Annotated in this window: 17 protein-coding genes; 12 read left to right on the forward strand and 5 right to left on the reverse strand. The window is 52.2% G+C overall.

The window, feature by feature from the left end; genetic code table 11:
- The first annotated feature begins 51 nt into the window (after positions 1–51).
- Positions 52–924 carry a copper homeostasis membrane protein CopD gene (copD, locus tag GTPT_RS09995; RefSeq protein ID WP_051170733.1) on the forward strand — a complete coding sequence of 291 codons (873 nt, stop codon included), beginning with the start codon at positions 52–54 and terminating at the stop codon, positions 922–924.
- Positions 925–962: 38 nt separating this feature from the next.
- On the forward strand, positions 963–1,301 hold the full coding sequence (locus GTPT_RS10000) for a DUF2511 domain-containing protein (RefSeq protein ID WP_025903002.1): 339 nt from the start codon (positions 963–965) through the stop codon (positions 1,299–1,301).
- Positions 1,302–1,484: 183 nt separating this feature from the next.
- On the opposite strand, the gene rsmF is transcribed toward GTPT_RS10000, so the two are convergent.
- The 3 genes from rsmF to yebS all read right to left on the reverse strand — a co-directional run bounded on the left by rsmF (position 1,485) and on the right by yebS (position 6,832).
- Positions 1,485–2,912 (reverse strand): 16S rRNA (cytosine(1407)-C(5))-methyltransferase RsmF, encoded by a 1,428-nt coding sequence (gene rsmF / locus GTPT_RS10005; protein WP_029990153.1) that lies wholly within the window; start codon positions 2,910–2,912, stop codon positions 1,485–1,487.
- Positions 2,913–2,991: 79 nt separating this feature from the next.
- Positions 2,992–5,619 carry a PqiB family protein gene (locus tag GTPT_RS10010; RefSeq protein WP_025903004.1) on the reverse strand — a complete coding sequence of 876 codons (2,628 nt, stop codon included), beginning with the start codon at positions 5,617–5,619 and terminating at the stop codon, positions 2,992–2,994.
- Positions 5,588–6,832 carry a membrane integrity lipid transport subunit YebS gene (gene yebS / locus GTPT_RS10015; protein WP_029990155.1) on the reverse strand — a complete coding sequence of 415 codons (1,245 nt, stop codon included), beginning with the start codon at positions 6,830–6,832 and terminating at the stop codon, positions 5,588–5,590. Before yebS ends, GTPT_RS10010 begins: the two co-directional genes overlap by 32 nt.
- Positions 6,833–7,053: 221 nt before the next feature.
- On the opposite strand from yebS, the gene GTPT_RS10020 reads away from it, so the two are divergent.
- The 5 genes from GTPT_RS10020 to htpX all read left to right on the forward strand — a co-directional run bounded on the left by GTPT_RS10020 (position 7,054) and on the right by htpX (position 11,802).
- Complete coding sequence (locus GTPT_RS10020; RefSeq protein WP_025903006.1) at positions 7,054–7,554, forward strand: GAF domain-containing protein; 501 nt, start codon at positions 7,054–7,056, stop codon at positions 7,552–7,554.
- 95 nt (positions 7,555–7,649) lie between these two features.
- Positions 7,650–8,330 carry an RNA chaperone ProQ gene (gene proQ, locus GTPT_RS10025; protein WP_025903007.1) on the forward strand — a complete coding sequence of 227 codons (681 nt, stop codon included), beginning with the start codon at positions 7,650–7,652 and terminating at the stop codon, positions 8,328–8,330.
- A 19-nt stretch (positions 8,331–8,349) separates the two neighbouring features.
- The gene (gene prc / locus GTPT_RS10030) at positions 8,350–10,389 is read left to right on the forward strand and encodes a carboxy terminal-processing peptidase (RefSeq protein ID WP_025903008.1); all 2,040 of its coding nucleotides are present in this window, start codon (positions 8,350–8,352) and stop codon (positions 10,387–10,389) included.
- Between the two features lie 119 nt (positions 10,390–10,508).
- On the forward strand, positions 10,509–10,682 hold the full coding sequence (locus tag GTPT_RS17515; RefSeq protein WP_156022682.1) for a hypothetical protein: 174 nt from the start codon (positions 10,509–10,511) through the stop codon (positions 10,680–10,682).
- Between the two features lie 238 nt (positions 10,683–10,920).
- Positions 10,921–11,802 (forward strand): protease HtpX, encoded by an 882-nt coding sequence (gene htpX / locus GTPT_RS10035; RefSeq protein ID WP_029990156.1) that lies wholly within the window; start codon positions 10,921–10,923, stop codon positions 11,800–11,802.
- 26 nt (positions 11,803–11,828) lie between these two features.
- On the opposite strand, the gene GTPT_RS10040 is transcribed toward htpX, so the two are convergent.
- On the reverse strand, positions 11,829–12,080 hold the full coding sequence (locus tag GTPT_RS10040) for a YobH family protein (RefSeq protein ID WP_025903010.1): 252 nt from the start codon (positions 12,078–12,080) through the stop codon (positions 11,829–11,831).
- A 215-nt stretch (positions 12,081–12,295) separates the two neighbouring features.
- On the opposite strand from GTPT_RS10040, the gene GTPT_RS10045 reads away from it, so the two are divergent.
- The 5 genes from GTPT_RS10045 (at position 12,296) to GTPT_RS10060 (ending at position 16,572) form a co-directional block, all read left to right on the forward strand.
- A complete protein-coding gene (locus GTPT_RS10045) occupies positions 12,296–12,580 on the forward strand; it encodes a YebO family protein (RefSeq protein WP_025903011.1) in 285 nt (94 codons plus the stop codon).
- An 860-nt stretch (positions 12,581–13,440) separates the two neighbouring features.
- On the forward strand, positions 13,441–13,527 hold the full coding sequence (locus GTPT_RS17520; protein WP_235501133.1) for a hypothetical protein: 87 nt from the start codon (positions 13,441–13,443) through the stop codon (positions 13,525–13,527).
- Between the two features lie 42 nt (positions 13,528–13,569).
- Complete coding sequence (cspE, locus tag GTPT_RS10050) at positions 13,570–13,779, forward strand: transcription antiterminator/RNA stability regulator CspE (RefSeq protein WP_001062678.1); 210 nt, start codon at positions 13,570–13,572, stop codon at positions 13,777–13,779.
- A 117-nt stretch (positions 13,780–13,896) separates the two neighbouring features.
- On the forward strand, positions 13,897–14,733 hold the full coding sequence (gene rlmA, locus GTPT_RS10055; RefSeq protein ID WP_025903012.1) for a 23S rRNA (guanine(745)-N(1))-methyltransferase: 837 nt from the start codon (positions 13,897–13,899) through the stop codon (positions 14,731–14,733).
- Between the two features lie 273 nt (positions 14,734–15,006).
- Positions 15,007–16,572, forward strand: a complete 1,566-nt coding sequence (locus tag GTPT_RS10060; RefSeq protein ID WP_025903013.1) for a TerC family protein — start codon at positions 15,007–15,009, stop codon at positions 16,570–16,572.
- Positions 16,573–16,630: 58 nt separating this feature from the next.
- On the opposite strand, the gene GTPT_RS10065 is transcribed toward GTPT_RS10060, so the two are convergent.
- Positions 16,631–17,995 carry an L-serine ammonia-lyase gene (locus GTPT_RS10065; RefSeq protein ID WP_025903014.1) on the reverse strand — a complete coding sequence of 455 codons (1,365 nt, stop codon included), beginning with the start codon at positions 17,993–17,995 and terminating at the stop codon, positions 16,631–16,633.
- Positions 17,996–17,998 lie beyond the last annotated feature (3 nt).

Below are 17,998 nucleotides of genomic sequence, written 5' to 3' on the forward strand. Positions count from 1 at the left end.
TGATGCAGTCAGATTATCATAACATCCTTACTCCAGGGATCCGGAGTGATAGTGACTGATTTTTTATACATTTCGCTACGATTTTTCCATTTCAGCAGTTTGTTCCTGCTGACTGGCTGTCTGATGTATCTGATGCTGCTGACACCGGCCGGTTACAGAAACCGCCTGTGGAACCGTTTATCGTCAGCCTTGCGGGTCAGCGCCGGCACAGCTCTGTTTTCTGCCATCGCCCTGTTTGTGTTACAGACCATCATGATGAGCGGTGACACGGCGGCCATCAGACAACCTGAACTCTGGGTAGCGGTTGCCGGCACGCGCTTTGGCCATGCCTGGTTGCCGGAAATGACCTTCGCGGCGGTGTCTTTCATGCTGCTACGGGTCGGCGGGGAGACTGTCCGTTATCCCCTGCTGCTAAGTCAGTTACTGCAACTATTCCTGACGGCGATGACAGGCCATGCGGCGATGCATGATGGCTGGCGAGGCGTGGCAGGAGAAGCCAGCCAGAGTCTTCATGTGATTGCCGCCGCTTTCTGGTGTGGCGGCTTGTATCCGCTCCGGGTGCTGATGAAGCAGGGGCAGCGGGATCCTAAAGATAACACCGCTATTCTCACTATGATGAAATTCTCCCGCTCGGGTCACTGGGCGGTTGCGCTGGTGCTGCTGACCGGCTTGTGCAACACCTTACTGATCGCCGGTATTCCCCGACATTTTTCGTTCTGGTTATCCGGGGTGATCCTGAAAAGTGTGCTGGTGGCGGGCATGGTAACACTGGCATTACTTAATCGTTACCGGCTGGTTCCCCGGTTCAGGCAATTCCCGGCAGAGAGTCGCCGTATGTTTATTCGTCTGACGCAGGCAGAAATTTTGCTGGCTACGGGAGCCATCGCGGTCGTCAGTCTGTTTGCTACACTGTCACCAGACTGATCCTGTTTTATTACGTGTTATTAAAGGCTGAGACTGAAATGAAGAAACAATTACCCTGGCTGCTATTGGCACTAAGCACGCCTGTGTTGGCGACTCAGGTCATTACCGTGAGTCGTTTTGAGACCGGAAAGGCGAACTGGCCATTAAACCGCGAAGAAATCATGCTGACGTGTGAAAAAGACGGGGCACTGTTTGCGATTAACCCGTCAACACTGATGAATTATCCCCTGAATGCAAAAGCGGAGCAGAAGGTCAGTCAGGGACTGGCGAGCGGGGAATCTATTGCGCCGCTGGTGCTGGATGATAAAGCACACAGCGGGCAAAAAATGAGCCTGCAACCGCTGATTGATAAAGCCAGCGGGCTTTGCGGCCATTAATCTGCTGCGGCAGAGAGCCTGAAAAAGGGGGGCGCTGGAAATTATCAGGATCTGAACTAGTATTACTGATACTAACCTATGCAACTGCCATCGGTTATCGCTCATCATTTTTAGCGCACGGCTCTCTGAGCCATTTCCCTGGACCGGTCACTGGAGTTGTGTCCGGTCTTTTTTTTCGCTCTCTTAACGGAATAAACGTCCGTCTCTGACCAAATCCCGCGGATAGCTGTTTTTAATCCGGTTGCCGACTTTTTTAACCAGACCCAGTGGCTGTCCGTGATGCATCACCAGCATTTCATTACCTGGTAACGGACCGTCAGGATGAATATCCCGTCCCCGATACCATTCCTCGGCTTCTTCATCAGTGAAAGCGTAGACCTGCGCATGGTCAGGGTTCCCCAGCGCAATAACCGCCTCATGCTGCCATCGGTAACCTTTTGCAAAGGTTTCTGCCAGCCGGACACCAATGCGTGAAAAGCGGATCCGGCCAAACAGGGGCACGGTAGCTTGCGGAAATAACCAGATTTCTTTATCCCGTTGCCAGAGTTCCAGGTCTGCCGGCCAGTGTAATCCGGACCCGGCCGCCCGCTGACGGACTTCTTCGGCCTGTTGACGGGATAATGGCGTAAACGGGAATTTACCGACCTTATAGCCAGGAGCCGGCAGTTTCGGAACACTGCCGGTTTTTCGCAGGCAGGCAACAAAGAAACCTTCGCTGTCAAATACCTGCGGGAAAACGTGCAGGAAACCTTCCGGTGTGGCGACCTGTTCAGCGCCAGGGAAGAGGGTATCGAGCCGGATAACCTCGACCGCTTCCGGATAGCGGGCGAGCAGCGACCCAATCACCTGCTGGTTTTCCAGCCGGTTCAGGGTACAGGTTGAATAAACCAGGGTTCCTCCCGGTTTCAGGGCCTGGAAAGCACTTTCCAGCAGACCCTGCTGCGTGTCAGCAATTTGCTGACAACTCTGCGGACTCCAGTTTTTCAGGGCTTTCGGATCTTTACGGATAACGCCTTCGCCCGAGCAGGGAGCGTCCAGCAGCACAGCATCAAAATACTCCGGCAGGGCCGGGCCGAAAACGGCGGCATCAAAATGTGTAATGGCTGCACGGGTGACGCCGCAGCGACTGATATTGGCGTGCAATACTTTGACCCGACTGGCCGAATATTCATTCGCCAGGATCATGCCTTCTTCGCCCATCCGGGCAGCAATCTGTGTGGTCTTGGAACCTGGGGCGGCAGCCATATCGATAACGGACTGAGGGTGTTCGCAATGGGCAAACAGTGCGGAGACCGGCAGCATCGAGCTGGCTTCCTGGATGTAAAACAGTCCGCTCAGATGTTCAGCCACACTGCCCAGAGGCAGGGATTCATCGTCACGGGTGAGCCAGAAACCTTCTTCACACCAGGGGATCGGCGTCAGCTGCCAGCCATACCCGGCGACTTTAGAAAGAAATGCGTCGACAGAAATTTTCAACGTATTGACGCGGAGACTGCGGCGCAGAGGTAACCGGCAATAGGTTTTAAAGTCTTCAAAAGATGCCCCGTCACCCAGCAGTTGTTGCATCTGGCTCAGGAAATCGTCGGGTAAAAAAAGGGATGAATCGGACACAGCGGAGTTCCGTCAGAAAATAATGCGGCAGTGTAGCATGATAACGGGAAGTCACGCTTCCCGTTATCATGACACCGGCTTAGCGGGGGAGAGCTGTTCCCCATTGCTGCCAGTTCTTCGGTGCCTCATTCAGCAGCAGGAAATGCTTATTCGCGGTGGCTTCCGGTGCCAGGGGGACCGTGGGCGGAGTAGCAAATTCAATGCCACCGCGGATGAACTGCTGGAACGTCCCGGTCTTCACCACGCCGCCGGTTAAACCGAAATTCAGTGAATAGCCGGAAGCCTGCCAGAAGATGGAGTTATTGCGTACCAGATACTGGTAGTGCTGGCTGATACGCATTGCTATCTGTACGCGATCGGCCATGGCACCCAGCGAGATACCGGTGACGGTACCAACTTCTACCCCACGGAACAGGATAGGCGTACCGATGGTCAGCGATCCGGCCTCCGGCGCATCGACGAAGAAGGTTTTACCGTTCAGGTAGCGGGAATCGGTGATCGTTGACTGCTGCAGTTCAAAAGTACGCACTGATGCGCCTTTGCCCGGTTCCACGTTAACGTAAGGCTGTAACAGGGAATCCAGGTGACTGATCCCCGTGGAGGAGATTTCCGGGCTGATCACCGAAAACCGGCTGCCGGTTCTGGCAAAATCATTCACATATTCGGGGTACAGTACGGCTTTTGCCAGCACCTGATTGTTATTGGCACTCAGCGACAGTGACTCTATCTGGCCGATAGTGATCCCCAGATAACGGATGGGCATTCCGTTGGAAAGCTTACTGGCATCATAGGTTTTCAGAGTGATCTGACTCCCGATGGCGCGGGCGGCTGTCTCTGACGGGAAAAGGGTGCGGGACTGCCCGGGCTGATGCACTACCCCCGGCATATTATCAAAGCTGATAGCACCTTTCAGCGCCCGGTTAAGCGGGGTGGCCTGTACAGTAATGCCGCTGGTATTGATCTGCACCCGGGCACCGCCTTCAGCCCAGAACACCGTATCCCGTGTGATAAGGTTGCGGTAGGGCGGAGAAATATGTACTGCGACTTCAAAGTTATTCGCATGTGGCGTCACAGCGACAATTTCACCGACCTGGTAACGGCGATAAAGTACGACCGATCCTGCCTGGATATCCGGCAGGCTGCTGGCGGTCAGGGTGAGGGTCGTCGAAGGGGTGTCTCCGGTGATGCCCTCGTCGGCTTTACCGGCATCGGCATACAAAGGATACCCGGATAAGGGTTCACCACGGTCACCCGCTTCCAGCCGGATGCCTCCCTGCAGCCACTGACCCGGTGTCGCGCCTACCATCCGGATCCCGTCCGGACTCACATTGACACGGATCTGACTGTCGGCAACAAATTTACTGTTGCCGTGGACAAAACGGCGATAATCCGGCGCGATTGAGACGATAAAACTGACGCCGTCATTGGTCAATTGACGTTCGGATACCGTACCGATAGTGACGCCATTCAGTACTACCGGCTGGCCCGGAGCAATACCATAACTGTCAGAGGCCTTCAGACGGAGGTTCAGGCTGCCCGGGGTATGCATCAGAGTTTGTGTAGCGGGATAGACACTGAAACGTGACTGTGGCTGGCCCCCCCCGGGGACCAGTTCGAGAGTATCCCCGGTCAACAGACTACTGAGAGACGTGTCTGTCAGGCCGATTTTCGGGCTGTGCAATTCGATACGGGTTTCACTGCGCATTAGTCCGGCCACGGATGGGTCGATAATCAGCTCTCCGCTGACATGTTGCGGGTCTGCCAGGTTCAGACGGGTCAACGTACCGACCTGTAACCCCTGATAGATTAACGGGGTGGAGCCGGCCGTCAGGTTGTCCCCGTCCGGCAGATCCAGCTGAATTTTCACGCCCCGGTGACTTTGCGCGAGGTTCGGATATAACTGATAACGATCGTCGGTAATTGCAGGCTGACTGTCGGACGGTGAATCAAAGGCGATGGCTCCGTTAATCAGTGCCGGCAGGCTGTCCATTTTCACGTTAACGCCACTGAGGCTGAAGCTCGCATCGACGCCGGACACATTCCAGAAACGGCTGTCTTTTTTCACCAATGAACTGTACCGGCGATCAATCAGCAGGTCGATAACCACACCCTGGTTGCCGTTGTTAATACTGTAGTTATAGACCTTACCGACCGGGATTTTCCGGTAATAGACGATAGAACCAATAGAGAGTGAACCGAGATCCGGCGCATTCAGATGCAGTAATAACCCGGAGGTATTTGTACTGAAGCGGGGCTGGGAGTCCAGAGCCGTGAAGTTGTCCTGGCGGTTACCGTTGCCCGGCATCATCGAGATATAGTTCCCGCCGACCAGAGCATCCAGCCCGGAAACCCCGGCGAGTGAGGCTTGCGGCGTGACCAGCCAGAATTTCGTATTCTGACGTAGTGCATCTTTCATATCGTTCTTAATGCTGGCACGAATACGGATAGTGCGATAGTCATCGCTCAGGACGATCCCCTCGACCGTACCAATCTGCACCCCCTGATAGCGTATCGGGGTGCGTCCGGGAACAATACCGTCCGCAGACTGGAAGTTGATGGTGATGGTGGTTCCCCGCTGCAGGTAGTTTTGCCACAGTAACCAGCCGGTGATCAGCAGAGCAACGACCGGTAATAACCAAAAGGGGGAGAGCTTACGTTTCTTTGTCACCGCTGAATTAATCGGCATATTCGGCGTTTCCTGTTGCATGTGCATCCCAGAGTAATCGACTGTCAAGCCATTCGGCGGCCAGTATGGTAAGAATAACGGCGGAGCCGAAATAGAAAGCAGCCGGCCCCATAGTAAAAGCTAAAAGCTGGTCACGGTTCACCAGTGACATGGTCAGTGAAATGACAAACAGATCAAGCATTGACCAGCGACCAATCCACTTGATTGCTCTGAGCAGGCGGATCCGTGTTTTCAGGCCCTGAACACAGTGGAAGTGAATACTGAGCAGCAGGGAAATCATGATTAATACTTTGCTGAACGGTACCAGAATACTGGCAATAAACACGACCATGGCGACCGGGAAGTTTCCGGCCCCGAGGGATAAAATACCGGAAAAAATGGTATCTGCCTGTTGAGAGCCATTCAGATAGATAACCGATATCGGTAACAGGTTGGCCGGAAACAGCAGAATGATCGAGGCAATCAGTGCAGCCCAGGTTTTCTGGAGGCTGTGAGGCCGGCGTTTATCCAGGGGGGTATGGCAGCGAGGACAACGGCCACGGTCATCCGGTAATCCGCTGAAATGACAATGCAGGCAGACAATAATTTTCTCCGGGGCGGCAGCCACGGCCTTCTGCGGATAAAATGTTTGCCACAGTGACTGCGGGTTCAGATTGATCAAGGTCAGCAGGCTCAGTACAGTGAGGGTAATAAATGCGGCTAACCCGTAGCCGGCAGTCAGTGCCGCGTAGTCCTGTACCTTAATCGCCGCGACAGCGATCCCCACCAGGTAAATATCCAGCATCACCCATTCTTTCAGCTTTTCCAGCATCAGTAATACCGGCCGAAGATTCATGCCAAGCCAGTGACCGATGAGCAGATAAAAGATGGCCAGCACCAGTGTGACCGGTGCACCGATAGCACCGAAGGTCACCATGGCGGCAGTGAGGACATTGCCGGCAGAGACCATTTGATAAATCCCCCCGAGCACGCTGGCATTGATATTCATGCCCAGCAAACGGATGCTGATCAGTGGCCAACTGAAAGCACACGGCATCAGGATCATCATGGCAATCGCCAGGATCACCAGTCGGGAGAGAGGCCAGGCATTGCCACTGACTATCTTTGCCATACAGCGGGGGCAGTAAGCGGTTTCGTGGGCATTTAGCGGTGACAGGTTGAAAACCAGATCACATTGAGGGCACCGGTGGACGGCGCTATGCGATAATACCGGCCTGATTGTGTTAATTTTCATAAACGAAATTTATAGTTATCCGGTGGAGTTGTTAAAAATCCTGAATTATCCCAGGGGCAGTCTGCTATATTACAGCGGACGATAGTGAAGAGATTTCCCGGACAACGGATTGCTAAGAGTATAGTAACTCTGCTATTGATTCATTATGCCTGTGTATGTTTTTGTGCTATTCAGAAACATACGGAAGAAAGTAATAATTTGTTAATGTATATGGTTGGTATATGAGCAAACAAGCATTTTATGATGAGCTTAACCGGGATTTCAACGCGTTGACTTCCGGAGAAACATCATTCCTGGCCCTGCTGGGAAACTGCAGTGCCTTACTGTTTGAGCGGTTGTCAGGGGTTAACTGGGCCGGATTTTATTTGCTGAGTGAACCTGACACACTGGTACTTGGACCGTTCCAGGGGAAAATTGCCTGTGTGCGTATTCCTGTCGGCCGGGGTGTTTGCGGCACAGCGGTGGCCGAAAATGCGGTTCAACGGGTGGCGGATGTGCATGCTTTTGCCGGCCACATAGCTTGCGATGCTGCCAGTAACTCTGAAATTGTATTACCTGTGACCGTTAATGGCCGGGTCATCGGGGTACTGGATATCGATAGTACGGAATATGACCGTTTCGATGCGGACGACGAAAAAGGGCTGCATCAGCTGGCTGAAAGCCTGTCAGCGGCCCTGCCGGGGACAGAAATTGAAAGATTTTTGCAACAGAACGACAGCTAATTGACAGGATGCATAGCATTTAGCAACGTTGTCATTATAATGACGCCTGTTCATGTCCGCGTTGGTCGGCAAAACCGTTGTAATCAGGAAATTTCATGGAAAATCAACCTAAGTTGAATAGCAGTAAAGAAGTCATCGCCTTCCTGGCCGAGAGTTTCCCTCAATGTTTCTGCATTGAAGGTGAAGCGAAGCCCCTGAAAATCGGTATTTTTCAGGATATTGTTGAACGTGTCCCGGCAGAGTCGCAGATAAGTAAAACCCGGCTGCGTTCAGCACTACGTTTATATACCTCCAGCTGGCGTTACCTGCACGGTATCAAAGCGGGTGCGAAACGCGTTGACCTGGATGGAAACGCCTGCGGAGAGCTTGATGAGCAACATGTCGAGCACGCACGTAAACAGCTGGAAGAAGCCAAAGCCCGTGTGCAGGCGCACCGCGCACAGCAGCGGGCCAGTAAAGCAGAAAATGGTGAAGCAACCAGCGAACCCCGTAAGCCACGTAAAGCAGCTCCGCGCGCGACTTCCTCCGCTGATGCGCCGCGGAAACCCCGCGATAATGCAAAAAAATCTGCTACCCCTCGTTCAGCCAAACCGGCTGCAGCGCCTCTGAAACCGGTAACAGATACTTCTGCATTGCACGCAGGCCAGCCAATTAAAGTCAAGGCCGGGCAAAACGCAATGGATGCCACTGTCCTTGAAGTATCAAAAGAGGGTGTTCGGGTTCAGCTTGCATCCGGCATGGCAATGATAGTACGCGCAGAACACTTGCAGTTCTGAAACGGAGAATGACCAGGGCATGAACACCTTTAAGTTAAGTATGATTGCTGGCCTGCTTTTTGCAGGCCAGACCTTCGCGTCAGACACCATCACCCGCGAAGATCAGATCCCGGTATTGCATGAGGAACCTCAGCATGTGACTGTCAGTGAACGTGTGACTACGCGGTTCACGCAATCCCATTACCGTCAGATCAACCTGAACAGTGCTTTTTCAGAAAAAATCTTCGATCGCTATCTGAACATGCTGGACTATAACCACAATGTGCTGCTGGCGTCCGATATTGCGAAATTTTCTGACAAAGCGGGTACGGTCGGGGATGAACTCAAAACCGGCAAACTGGATATTTTCTACGACCTGTTCAATCTGTCGCAAAAGCGCCGTTTTGAACGTTATCAGTACGCGCTGGAAGTCCTGAAACGCCCGATGGACTTTACCGGGCATGACACCATTAATCTGGACCGCAGTAAGGCACCGTGGCCGGTTTCAGAAGCTGAACTGAACAGCCTATGGGATGCCAGGGTCAAATTTGACGAGCTTAATCTCAAGCTTGCCGGCAAGAGTGATGCCGAAATCCGGGATACACTGACCCGGCGTTATACATTAGCTATCCGTCGTCTGGCACAGACCAACAGTGAAGACGTGTTTCAGATGGCGATGAATTCCTTTGCGCACCAGATAGATCCGCATACTAATTATCTGTCGCCACGCAACACAGAACAATTTAATACCGAAATGAGCCTTTCCCTGGAAGGTATCGGTGCAGTGCTCCAGTCTGACGATGATGGCTCCGTCATGATCAACTCGATGGTGGCCGGCGGTCCTGCCGCACGGAGCAAGCTGCTGTCGGTCGGGGATCGTATCGTTGCCGTTGGCGAACCGGGCAAACCACTGGAAGATATTATCGGCTGGCGCCTGGACGATGTGGTGGAGAAAATCAAAGGGCCTAAGGGAAGCCGGGTTCGTCTTGAGATTTTACCCGCCGGTAAAGGGACCAAAACCCGCACCATTACCCTGACGCGTGAAAAAATTCGTCTGGAAGATCGCGCGGTGCAGATGTCTGTGCACAACGTGGGCACGCATAAAGTCGGTGTACTGGATATTCCCGGGTTCTATGTCGGACTGACCGATGATGTGAAGGTTCAGCTGCAGAAACTGGAAAAACAGCACGTTGACAGTATTGTTATCGACTTACGCACCAACGGGGGCGGGGCGCTGACAGAAGCAGTTTCACTTTCCGGCTTATTTATCCCGTCAGGTCCTGTCGTTCAGGTCCGTGACAATACCGGTAAAATCCGTCAGGACAGTGATACCGATGGTATTGTCTACTATAAAGGTCCGTTAGTGGTGCTGGTTGACCGTTTCAGTGCTTCAGCCTCTGAAATTTTTGCGGCCGCGATGCAGGATTACGGCAGAGCACTGATTGTCGGTGAACCGACCTTCGGTAAAGGAACGGTCCAGCAATACCGTTCACTGAGTCGTATTTATGATCAGATGCTGCGCCCTGAATGGCCTGCGCTGGGCTCTGTACAGTACACCATTCAGAAATTTTACCGTATTAACGGTGGCAGTACACAGCTGAAAGGGGTTACCCCGGATCTGCTGATGCCAACGGGTGTTGAGACGGTGAAAACCGGTGAGAAGTATGAAGATAATGCCTTACCGTGGGATAGCATCCCGCCGGCAAAATACCAGAAATACGGTGATCTGAAACCTTATCTGCCAACGCTACTGGCCGAGCACAATGCGCGGATCGCTAAAGATCGCGAATTCCAGTATATCCTGCAGGATATTAAGCGTTTTGATGCGATGAAAGACAAAATTGATATTGTTTCTCTGAATTATGCTGAGCGTGAGAAAGAGAACAAAGAAGATGATGCAATGCGTCTGGACCGCATTAATGCCCGTCTGCAGGCCGAAGGTAAGAAACCGCTGGCGAGCCTTGATCAGTTGCCAAAAGACTATAAAGAGCCTGATCCTTACATGGATGAGACGGTCGATATTGCCAACGATCTCGCACAGCTTGAAGATGCGTCCTCTTCGACTAAAGCGAGTAAATAAGCGCTCTCCGTCATTAAAAAACACCGGTTATCCGGTGTTTTTTTTTGCCGGTGATCCACCCATACTAATACCTGCACAAAATACCGACCCCGTGACCGTAACTTCATTCAGGCAGCGGAATGACCCGGCCCTTAATCTTTGCCCTGTCAATGATCCGTAAAATAATGAGTGAAGCGTCCGACAGTGAAATGCCTCCGGGGGCTTCACTACGGCTATCGCGGATTGCGGGTAAAGCTACTTATGCGGGGGAAGCGGAGAGTACGTTGCGCGGCAAGGCAGGGGATTACCAATGATACCGGTGCCCGGGAGTCGCTGGCCATCATCACTAAACACACTTATCTGAGGTATCGGTACAGACGTTCCCGGGCGAGTTATGTCAGGAATAGCGAGAGTAATGCCGTCATATGTCTGTCAAAATGTAAAGTTATGTCTTTTCAGGGATCTACACTCAATCGTTGCTTGAAAAGCCCTGTAATGCACATAGGATAGGGGGCTGATAACCTGCGTAAATAATGAGGACAATAAACGTTTATGATGCGTATCGCTCTATTTTTGCTTACCAACCTGGCCGTCATGCTGGTGTTCGGATTAATACTGAGCCTGACGGGGATCCGTTCCGCCAGTGTTCAGGGATTAATGATCATGGCGGGGCTGTTTGGTTTTGGCGGTTCATTTATTTCTCTGCTGATGTCTAAATGGATGGCATTACGATCCGTCGGCGGTGAAGTGATCGAACAACCGCGCAATGAAACCGAAAACTGGCTAATGAACACGGTAGCACAGCAGGCGCGGGCGGCCGGCATCGCAATGCCGCAGGTTGCGGTTTATCATGCACCTGACATTAATGCCTTTGCTACCGGCGCCCGCCGGGATGCGTCGCTGGTGGCGGTTTCGACCGGGCTTTTACAAAATATGAACCGCGATGAGGCCGAAGCTGTACTGGCCCATGAAATCAGTCATATTGCTAATGGCGATATGGTGACCATGACACTGATTCAGGGGATCGTGAATACCTTTGTGATCTTTATCTCCCGGATCATTGCTCAGCTGGCTTCCGGTTTTATGTCGTCTGACCGGGATTCTGAAGAGAACGGTAACGGTAATCCGCTGGTCTATTTCGCGGTCGCCACGGTACTGGAACTGGTGTTCGGTATGCTTGCCAGTCTGATCACTATGTGGTTCTCGCGTTACCGTGAGTTTCATGCGGATGCCGGTTCTGCAAAACTGGTGGGGCGTGAAAAAATGATTGCCGCACTCCAGCGCCTGAAAACCAGCTATGAGCCTCAGGAACCGGGCAATATGATGGCCTTCTGCATTAACGGTAAAGCAAAGTCGTTGAGTGAGTTATTTATGTCTCACCCGCCACTGGATAAGCGTATTGAAGCGCTGCGCCGTGGTGATTATCTGAAATAATCACAGACCGCCGGGGTGCCCGGCGGTCAGTTTTTCAGCGAACCGTCTCCCGGAATGAAGGTATCCTCATTTTTGCTGAACAACGGACACTCCGCTTTGCCTGTCACACCCCCCTCGGAATGTAAGTAACGCGATACCGTCATTCCCTTCGCCGTCAGATACTGGCAGCTAAGACCCAAACCGAAGGCAATTTTATGGCTACCGGTCAGCACTCCGTAACCGGAGAACAACATAATCAGCCACAGCATGGCCAGGATTATCAGGCTGCGTAAAACCATTTCATTTCATCTCCGAAAGATTGAACAGGATCCCGTTCCAGGCTGACTCATCTGTAGCATGGGACAATCTCCGTTTTAAAGGGATCAGAGATAACTGAAAGTGTTTCAATCACCCTGGTCATTGTGCACAACAGCAGATGAACATTTTATTGATGCAGAGTAGAATGTTGGCTCAGTTTCTCATGAAGTAACACAGAGTGTTTTGAGGCCAATGTATGAATGATTTTACGTCCGGACCGGGGCCGTTTGTTCTGCCGTCGTTAATTGCCCTGGCGGTGATTTTTGCGCTGATTATCTGGTTCTTTGTTAACCGTGCCAGTGTCCGAGCCAATGATAAGATACAGCTCCTTGAGGCGTTGCTCAGGGAACAAAAAAAGCAGAATGCGTTGTTGAAACGTCTGGTTGAGTATCACATGCCTGTGGTGCCTGAAGTTGCCGATGAACCGGTAGTGGCTGAACCGGAAGGTAGTGAATACCTGCAGTTTGTCCCGGAACGTTAATCCGCTGAAAAGTACAGAGACGGTATACGCCTGGCTGATACAGCCAAAGGGATACAGGGGCAGGGGGGAGGGGTGGCCTGTGTTACCTTTACCCGTCTCTTTCCGCAGGACGTTGCTCCGGTTATCCGTAACCGTACGCGACCCGGTGGATGATGCGCTACCGGAATCGCGTGGCTGACGAGAGGTATAGGCTGACTCACAGGGGCCGGAATATTTCGCCTGAAAAGCCACTGTCTGGCCGGGCACTGCCCTGAGATATTTACCTGTCGTACCCTCTCTGCCGGCTTTATGTGGCCTCATTATCGGGAATTATTGATCACTGTGCATGCTTTCCGGAGAGTTTGCACAGCATCCGGTTGCCTTAAGGGAAGGGCCGGCAGAGGGATGAAACAATATTACTCAGGCGGCAACGGGATTACGTTTTATTTATAATAGTGTCATAGAAAAATAATATATTTGCCCTGACAGTCTGCCGGCAGCATTATTTCTGTTAATTTTCTGAGTAAATAAACTTCAACTTGCTCACGAAAAATTTATGTCAGTGATTACTATCATTTCATCAGGGTTATACGATGAGGTTATATATTTATAATCCTGAACAGTTAAAACTACTGAAATAGTATCATTTTGGTATTAATTAGTGATGACTCCCCGACGCTGAAAGCCTCTGAGTCACCGGTTTACAGGGCCCCCGGGGGGACGTCCGGAAGACTAAAATGTGTCTCATATCAATAATTATTGCCATTGTTGCCTCTCAGGATTAAAAATGGCTTGCCATTAATTAAAGGATATGTGATAACAATTGATAGATTAATCGAGGTACGATTCTGTATATGTATGGCATTATCAGTAAAGAAGTTATGAGTAAAGACGTTATCGTTAGAACTGCTTCCTTTGCCGAACCTAATATTAGTGCCTCATTCAGTGAGTCCCGCGTTTTTCTGTAATATCGCCTACGGGCAAAATAAACATTTTAAGGAATTTGCAAAATGGCAAAGATTAAAGGTCAGGTTAAGTGGTTCAACGAGTCTAAAGGTTTTGGTTTCATTACTCCTGCTGACGGCAGCAAAGATGTGTTCGTACACTTCTCTGCAATCCAGGGTAACGGCTTCAAAACTCTGGCTGAAGGCCAGAACGTTGAGTTCGAAATCCAGGACGGCCAGAAAGGTCCTGCTGCAGTAAACGTTACTGCTATCTGATAAGCGACAATCTTTCAGGGGTAACCTCCTGACAGGATAAATTGCGAAACCCTGCTCTTTGAGCGGGGTTTTTTCTTTTGACTCCGGCGATGAACAGGTACACTGCCCGCTGATTTTATGAGTGGGGTAACAGCAGTGTTTATATGTCCGTTGTGCCAGCAGTTGCTTGAAAAGCAACAGGGCGGATGGCGATGCGCCGGTAATCATCAGTTTGACCAGGCCCGTGAAGGGTATGTGAATCTTCTTCCTGTGCAGCATAAAGGCTCGAAAGTCCCCGGCGACAGCCCGGAGATGATGCAGGCACGGCGCAATTTTCTCGATGCCGGCTATTATCAGCCTCTGCGTGATGCCGTAACGGCATTGCTGACTGAACATGTGCCCGGCCCCGATGTCAGGGTCCTTGATATTGGTTGCGGCGAAGGTTATTACACTGCCGGCATTGCGGCGGCATTTGAATCGAGGCCCGGTGCGGAAATTTATGGCCTGGATGTGGCGAAAATTGCCATAAAATCTGCTGCTAAACGTTATAAAGCGATTCGTTTCTGTGTCGCCTCCAGTTATCGTCTGCCGTTTGCGGATAACAGTCTTTCTGCGGTATTGCGCATTTATGCCCCCTGCAAAGATGAAGAACTCGCCCGAACGATCATGCCTGGCGGTTATCTGCTGACGGTCACACCGGCACCACGTCACCTGATGCAACTTAAAGCCCTCATCTATCAGGAAGTTAAACTGCATGAGGAAAATGAGCACCCGCTGGAAGCGTTTGAATGCGTCAGGGAGCAACGGCTCAGCTACCCTATGTCTCTGCCCCCGGAAGCTTCGCAGGCTCTGTTGCAAATGACTCCTTTTGCATGGCGGGCGACGGACGCGGTCCGTGACACCCTGGCGGCATCGGAGAGCTTTACCTGTGAAGCTGATTTTTGTCTGCGGTTATGGCAACGGAAGCGTGGATAAATCTGTACAAGTGTCAATAACTTTGTAAATGTAAAAAATATTTTTGACGGCGTTGCTGTAACTGATACATTAACACCCTGTTTATTATTCAGGAGTAATGGGCTTAGCCCGGGTTATGGATCGTCACCGACGTCGTTCAATGTTCTTCTCAGGGTTGCTCTGCAACACCTCTGGTTTTCTTTTCTCACCCATTTTCGTTCAGTTTCCATCAATACCGGCTTTTTGCCGGCACCTTGCTGAGGTCAGGACGTTGACGTCCCTGAGGAGCTGCTAATGGAAATATTTCTTGATCCTTCCGTCTGGGCAGGGCTGCTGACCTTAATCGTGCTGGAGATTGTTCTCGGTATCGATAACCTGGTTTTTATTGCCATTCTTGCCGATAAACTTCCGCCGAAGCAGCGTGATAAGGCCCGGATTATCGGCCTTAGCCTGGCGCTGGTGATGCGACTGGCTTTGCTTTCATTGATGTCATGGCTGGTCACGCTGACAAAACCCTTATTCCATGTCGGCGGCTTCGGGTTCTCGGGACGTGATTTAATCATGCTGGCGGGCGGGATTTTCCTGCTCTTTAAAGCCACGACGGAATTACATGAAAGACTGGAAAACCGGCCAGAGACGCATGACGGTAACAAGAGCTATGCCAGTTTCTGGGTCGTTGTGATTCAGATAGTGGTACTGGACGCCGTATTCTCGCTGGATGCGGTGATCACCGCCGTGGGTATGGTGAGCCATCTGTGGATTATGATGACGGCAGTGGTCATTGCCATGGGCATCATGCTGCTGGCTTCGCGGCCACTGACCCGGTTCGTCAATGCACATCCGACGGTCGTTGTGCTGTGTCTCAGCTTCCTGCTGATGATTGGCCTGAGCCTGGTGGCTGAAGGTTTTGGTTTCCATATCCCGAAAGGCTACCTCTATGCGGCCATCGGATTCTCGATAATCATCGAGTTTTTCAATCAGATAGCACGGCGTAATTTTATCCGTCATCAGGCCCGCAGACCGATGCGTGAACGTACGGCCGAGGTGATCCTGCGCCTGATGGGCGGGCAGCGGGGCCAGCATCAGACGGATGAAGGGACCTCTCCCGAAATCAGAAAACCGGGGACTGAAGCTTTCAAGGATGAAGAGCGCTATATGATCACCGGGGTACTGACGCTGGCCTCGCGTTCCATCCGTAGCCTGATGACGCCACGTGGAGAAATTTCCTGGGTTAATGCGGAAAGCCCGATAGATGAGATCCGTCAGCAGTTACTGGATACCCCCCACAGCCTGTTCCCGGTGAGCCGGGGTGAGCTGGATGAAATCATCGGCGTGGTCCGGGCGAAGGAACTGTTGGTAGCGCTGGATCATGGGGTTGATGTGGCTCAATTTGCCGCAGCGACGCCAGCTATCATTGTGCCGGAAACACTGGACCCGATAAACCTGCTCGGGGTGCTACGCAGGGCCCGCGGAAGCTGTGTGATTGTCAGCAATGAATTTGGTGTGGTTCAGGGGCTGATCACGCCGCTGGATGTTCTGGAAGCGATTGCGGGTGAGTTCCCGGATGAAGATGAAACGCCCGATATTATTCCCGAAGGTGAGGGATGGCTGGTAAAAGGCGGGACGGATCTGCATTCACTGGAACAGTTACTGGATGTGCACTGTCTGGTGGTCCCGGGTGAAGACCATGCGTCACTGGCAGGACGACTTATCGGCCTGAAAGGGCAGATACCGCAGGTCGGGGAAGTGATCACCCTTGACGACCTCAGTTTTACCATTACAGAGGCCACGGATTACCGTATTGATCTGGTCCGTGTCACCCGCACTCGTCCGGTCGACCCTGACGAGGAGTCCGCCTGAAAAAAGGCCCCGGGAATACCCCCGGGGCCTTTCATCGCCTGCCGCTTAATTTGCAGCGTTAATCACATTGCACTTTGATCGCCAGCCCGCCACGGGAAGTTTCACGGTATTTTGCATTCATGTCTTTCCCGGTCTCATACATGGTTTCGATCACTTTATCGAGCGAAACCCGCGGGGCACTGGTACGACGCAGTGCCATACGTGCCGCATTGATGGCTTTCACAGATGCAATAGCATTACGTTCAATGCAGGGCACCTGAACCTGACCGGCCACCGGGTCACAGGTCAGGCCGAGGTTATGTTCCATACCTATCTCCGCCGCAATACAGACCTGCTCCGGACTGGCCCCGGATAACTCTGCAAGCCCGGCGGCAGCCATTGAACAAGCGACGCCCACCTCGCCCTGACAGCCGACCTCCGCCCCGGAAATCGAAGCATTCATCTTATAGAGGATCCCGATAGCCCCGGAGGCCAGGAAATAGCGTAAAGCGACTTCCTGGCTGACCGGTGAGACAAACTGATGGTAGTAGGAAAGCACTGCCGGAATAATCCCACAGGCACCATTCGTGGGTGCGGTGACCACCCGGCCACCGGCCGCATTTTCTTCATTGACCGCCAGGGCAAACATATTCACCCAGTCAATAACGTTCATCGGGTCACTGGAATGCTGACTGCCGGAAATCAGCAGACGTCGCAGGGAAGAGGCCCTGCGAGGAACACGCAACGGCCCCGGCAGAACACCTTCAGTATTTAACCCCCGGTCGATACAGGCTTGCATCGTCTGCCAGACCGTAGCGAAATACTGTTCTATTTCACTGCGGCTATGCAGCGCCAGCTCATTTTTCATGACCAGTCCGGAAATAGACTGTCCGGTGCGATGGCAGCTTTCCAGCAACTCCCGGGCAGTATTGAACGGGTGTGGCACTTCAACCTCATCGAGGACCGGTTGTCCGAACTGCGCTTCTTCGATGATAAAACCGCCGCCTACGGAATAATACGTCTTCTTAAGCAGGCACATGTCGTCTTCCCAGGCGGTCAGGGTCAGTCCGTTTTCATGCAGTGGCAGGTTATCACTGCGGAAGATCATGCCGCCTTCCCGCGGAAAATCCACCTCATGTGTTCCCCCGGCCATCGGCAGGCGTTGTCGCTGGCTGACATCGGCCACAAACGCCGGAATGGCATCAATATCGACCGTATCCGGAGCAGCCCCGGATAATCCCATAATGATGGCAATATCCGTATGGTGACCGTGTCCGGTAAGGGAAAGTGAACCATAGACATCCACTGAAATGCGGGTCGTCCGGGTAAGTTTATCTTCGGCAATCAGCGCATCAGCAAATTCTTTGCCCGCCTTCATCGGGCCAACCGTATGAGAACTGGAAGGGCCGATACCTACTTTAAACATGTCGAAGACACTTATCACAAA

This window comes from Tatumella ptyseos ATCC 33301, from assembly GCF_000735525.1.
GTDB classification, from domain to species: domain Bacteria; phylum Pseudomonadota; class Gammaproteobacteria; order Enterobacterales; family Enterobacteriaceae; genus Tatumella; species Tatumella ptyseos.

What these genes read in the sequence shown, in the direction of transcription:
- GTPT_RS10000 (WP_025903002.1), top strand. Translation starts at nt 963, where the DNA reads ATGAAGAAACAATTACCCTGGCTGCTATTGGCACTAAGCACGCCTGTG.
- GTPT_RS10010 (WP_025903004.1), bottom strand. Translation starts at nt 5,619, where the DNA reads ATGCAACAGGAAACGCCGAATATGCCGATTAATTCAGCGGTGACAAAG.
- yebS (WP_029990155.1), bottom strand. Translation starts at nt 6,832, where the DNA reads ATGAAAATTAACACAATCAGGCCGGTATTATCGCATAGCGCCGTCCAC.
- GTPT_RS10020 (WP_025903006.1), top strand. Translation starts at nt 7,054, where the DNA reads ATGAGCAAACAAGCATTTTATGATGAGCTTAACCGGGATTTCAACGCG.
- proQ (WP_025903007.1), top strand. Translation starts at nt 7,650, where the DNA reads ATGGAAAATCAACCTAAGTTGAATAGCAGTAAAGAAGTCATCGCCTTC.
- prc (WP_025903008.1), top strand. Translation starts at nt 8,350, where the DNA reads ATGAACACCTTTAAGTTAAGTATGATTGCTGGCCTGCTTTTTGCAGGC.
- GTPT_RS17515 (WP_156022682.1), top strand. Translation starts at nt 10,509, where the DNA reads ATGACCCGGCCCTTAATCTTTGCCCTGTCAATGATCCGTAAAATAATG.
- htpX (WP_029990156.1), top strand. Translation starts at nt 10,921, where the DNA reads ATGATGCGTATCGCTCTATTTTTGCTTACCAACCTGGCCGTCATGCTG.
- GTPT_RS10040 (WP_025903010.1), bottom strand. Translation starts at nt 12,080, where the DNA reads ATGGTTTTACGCAGCCTGATAATCCTGGCCATGCTGTGGCTGATTATG.
- GTPT_RS10045 (WP_025903011.1), top strand. Translation starts at nt 12,296, where the DNA reads ATGAATGATTTTACGTCCGGACCGGGGCCGTTTGTTCTGCCGTCGTTA.
- GTPT_RS17520 (WP_235501133.1), top strand. Translation starts at nt 13,441, where the DNA reads ATGAGTAAAGACGTTATCGTTAGAACTGCTTCCTTTGCCGAACCTAAT.
- cspE (WP_001062678.1), top strand. Translation starts at nt 13,570, where the DNA reads ATGGCAAAGATTAAAGGTCAGGTTAAGTGGTTCAACGAGTCTAAAGGT.
- rlmA (WP_025903012.1), top strand. Translation starts at nt 13,897, where the DNA reads ATGAGTGGGGTAACAGCAGTGTTTATATGTCCGTTGTGCCAGCAGTTG.
- GTPT_RS10060 (WP_025903013.1), top strand. Translation starts at nt 15,007, where the DNA reads ATGGAAATATTTCTTGATCCTTCCGTCTGGGCAGGGCTGCTGACCTTA.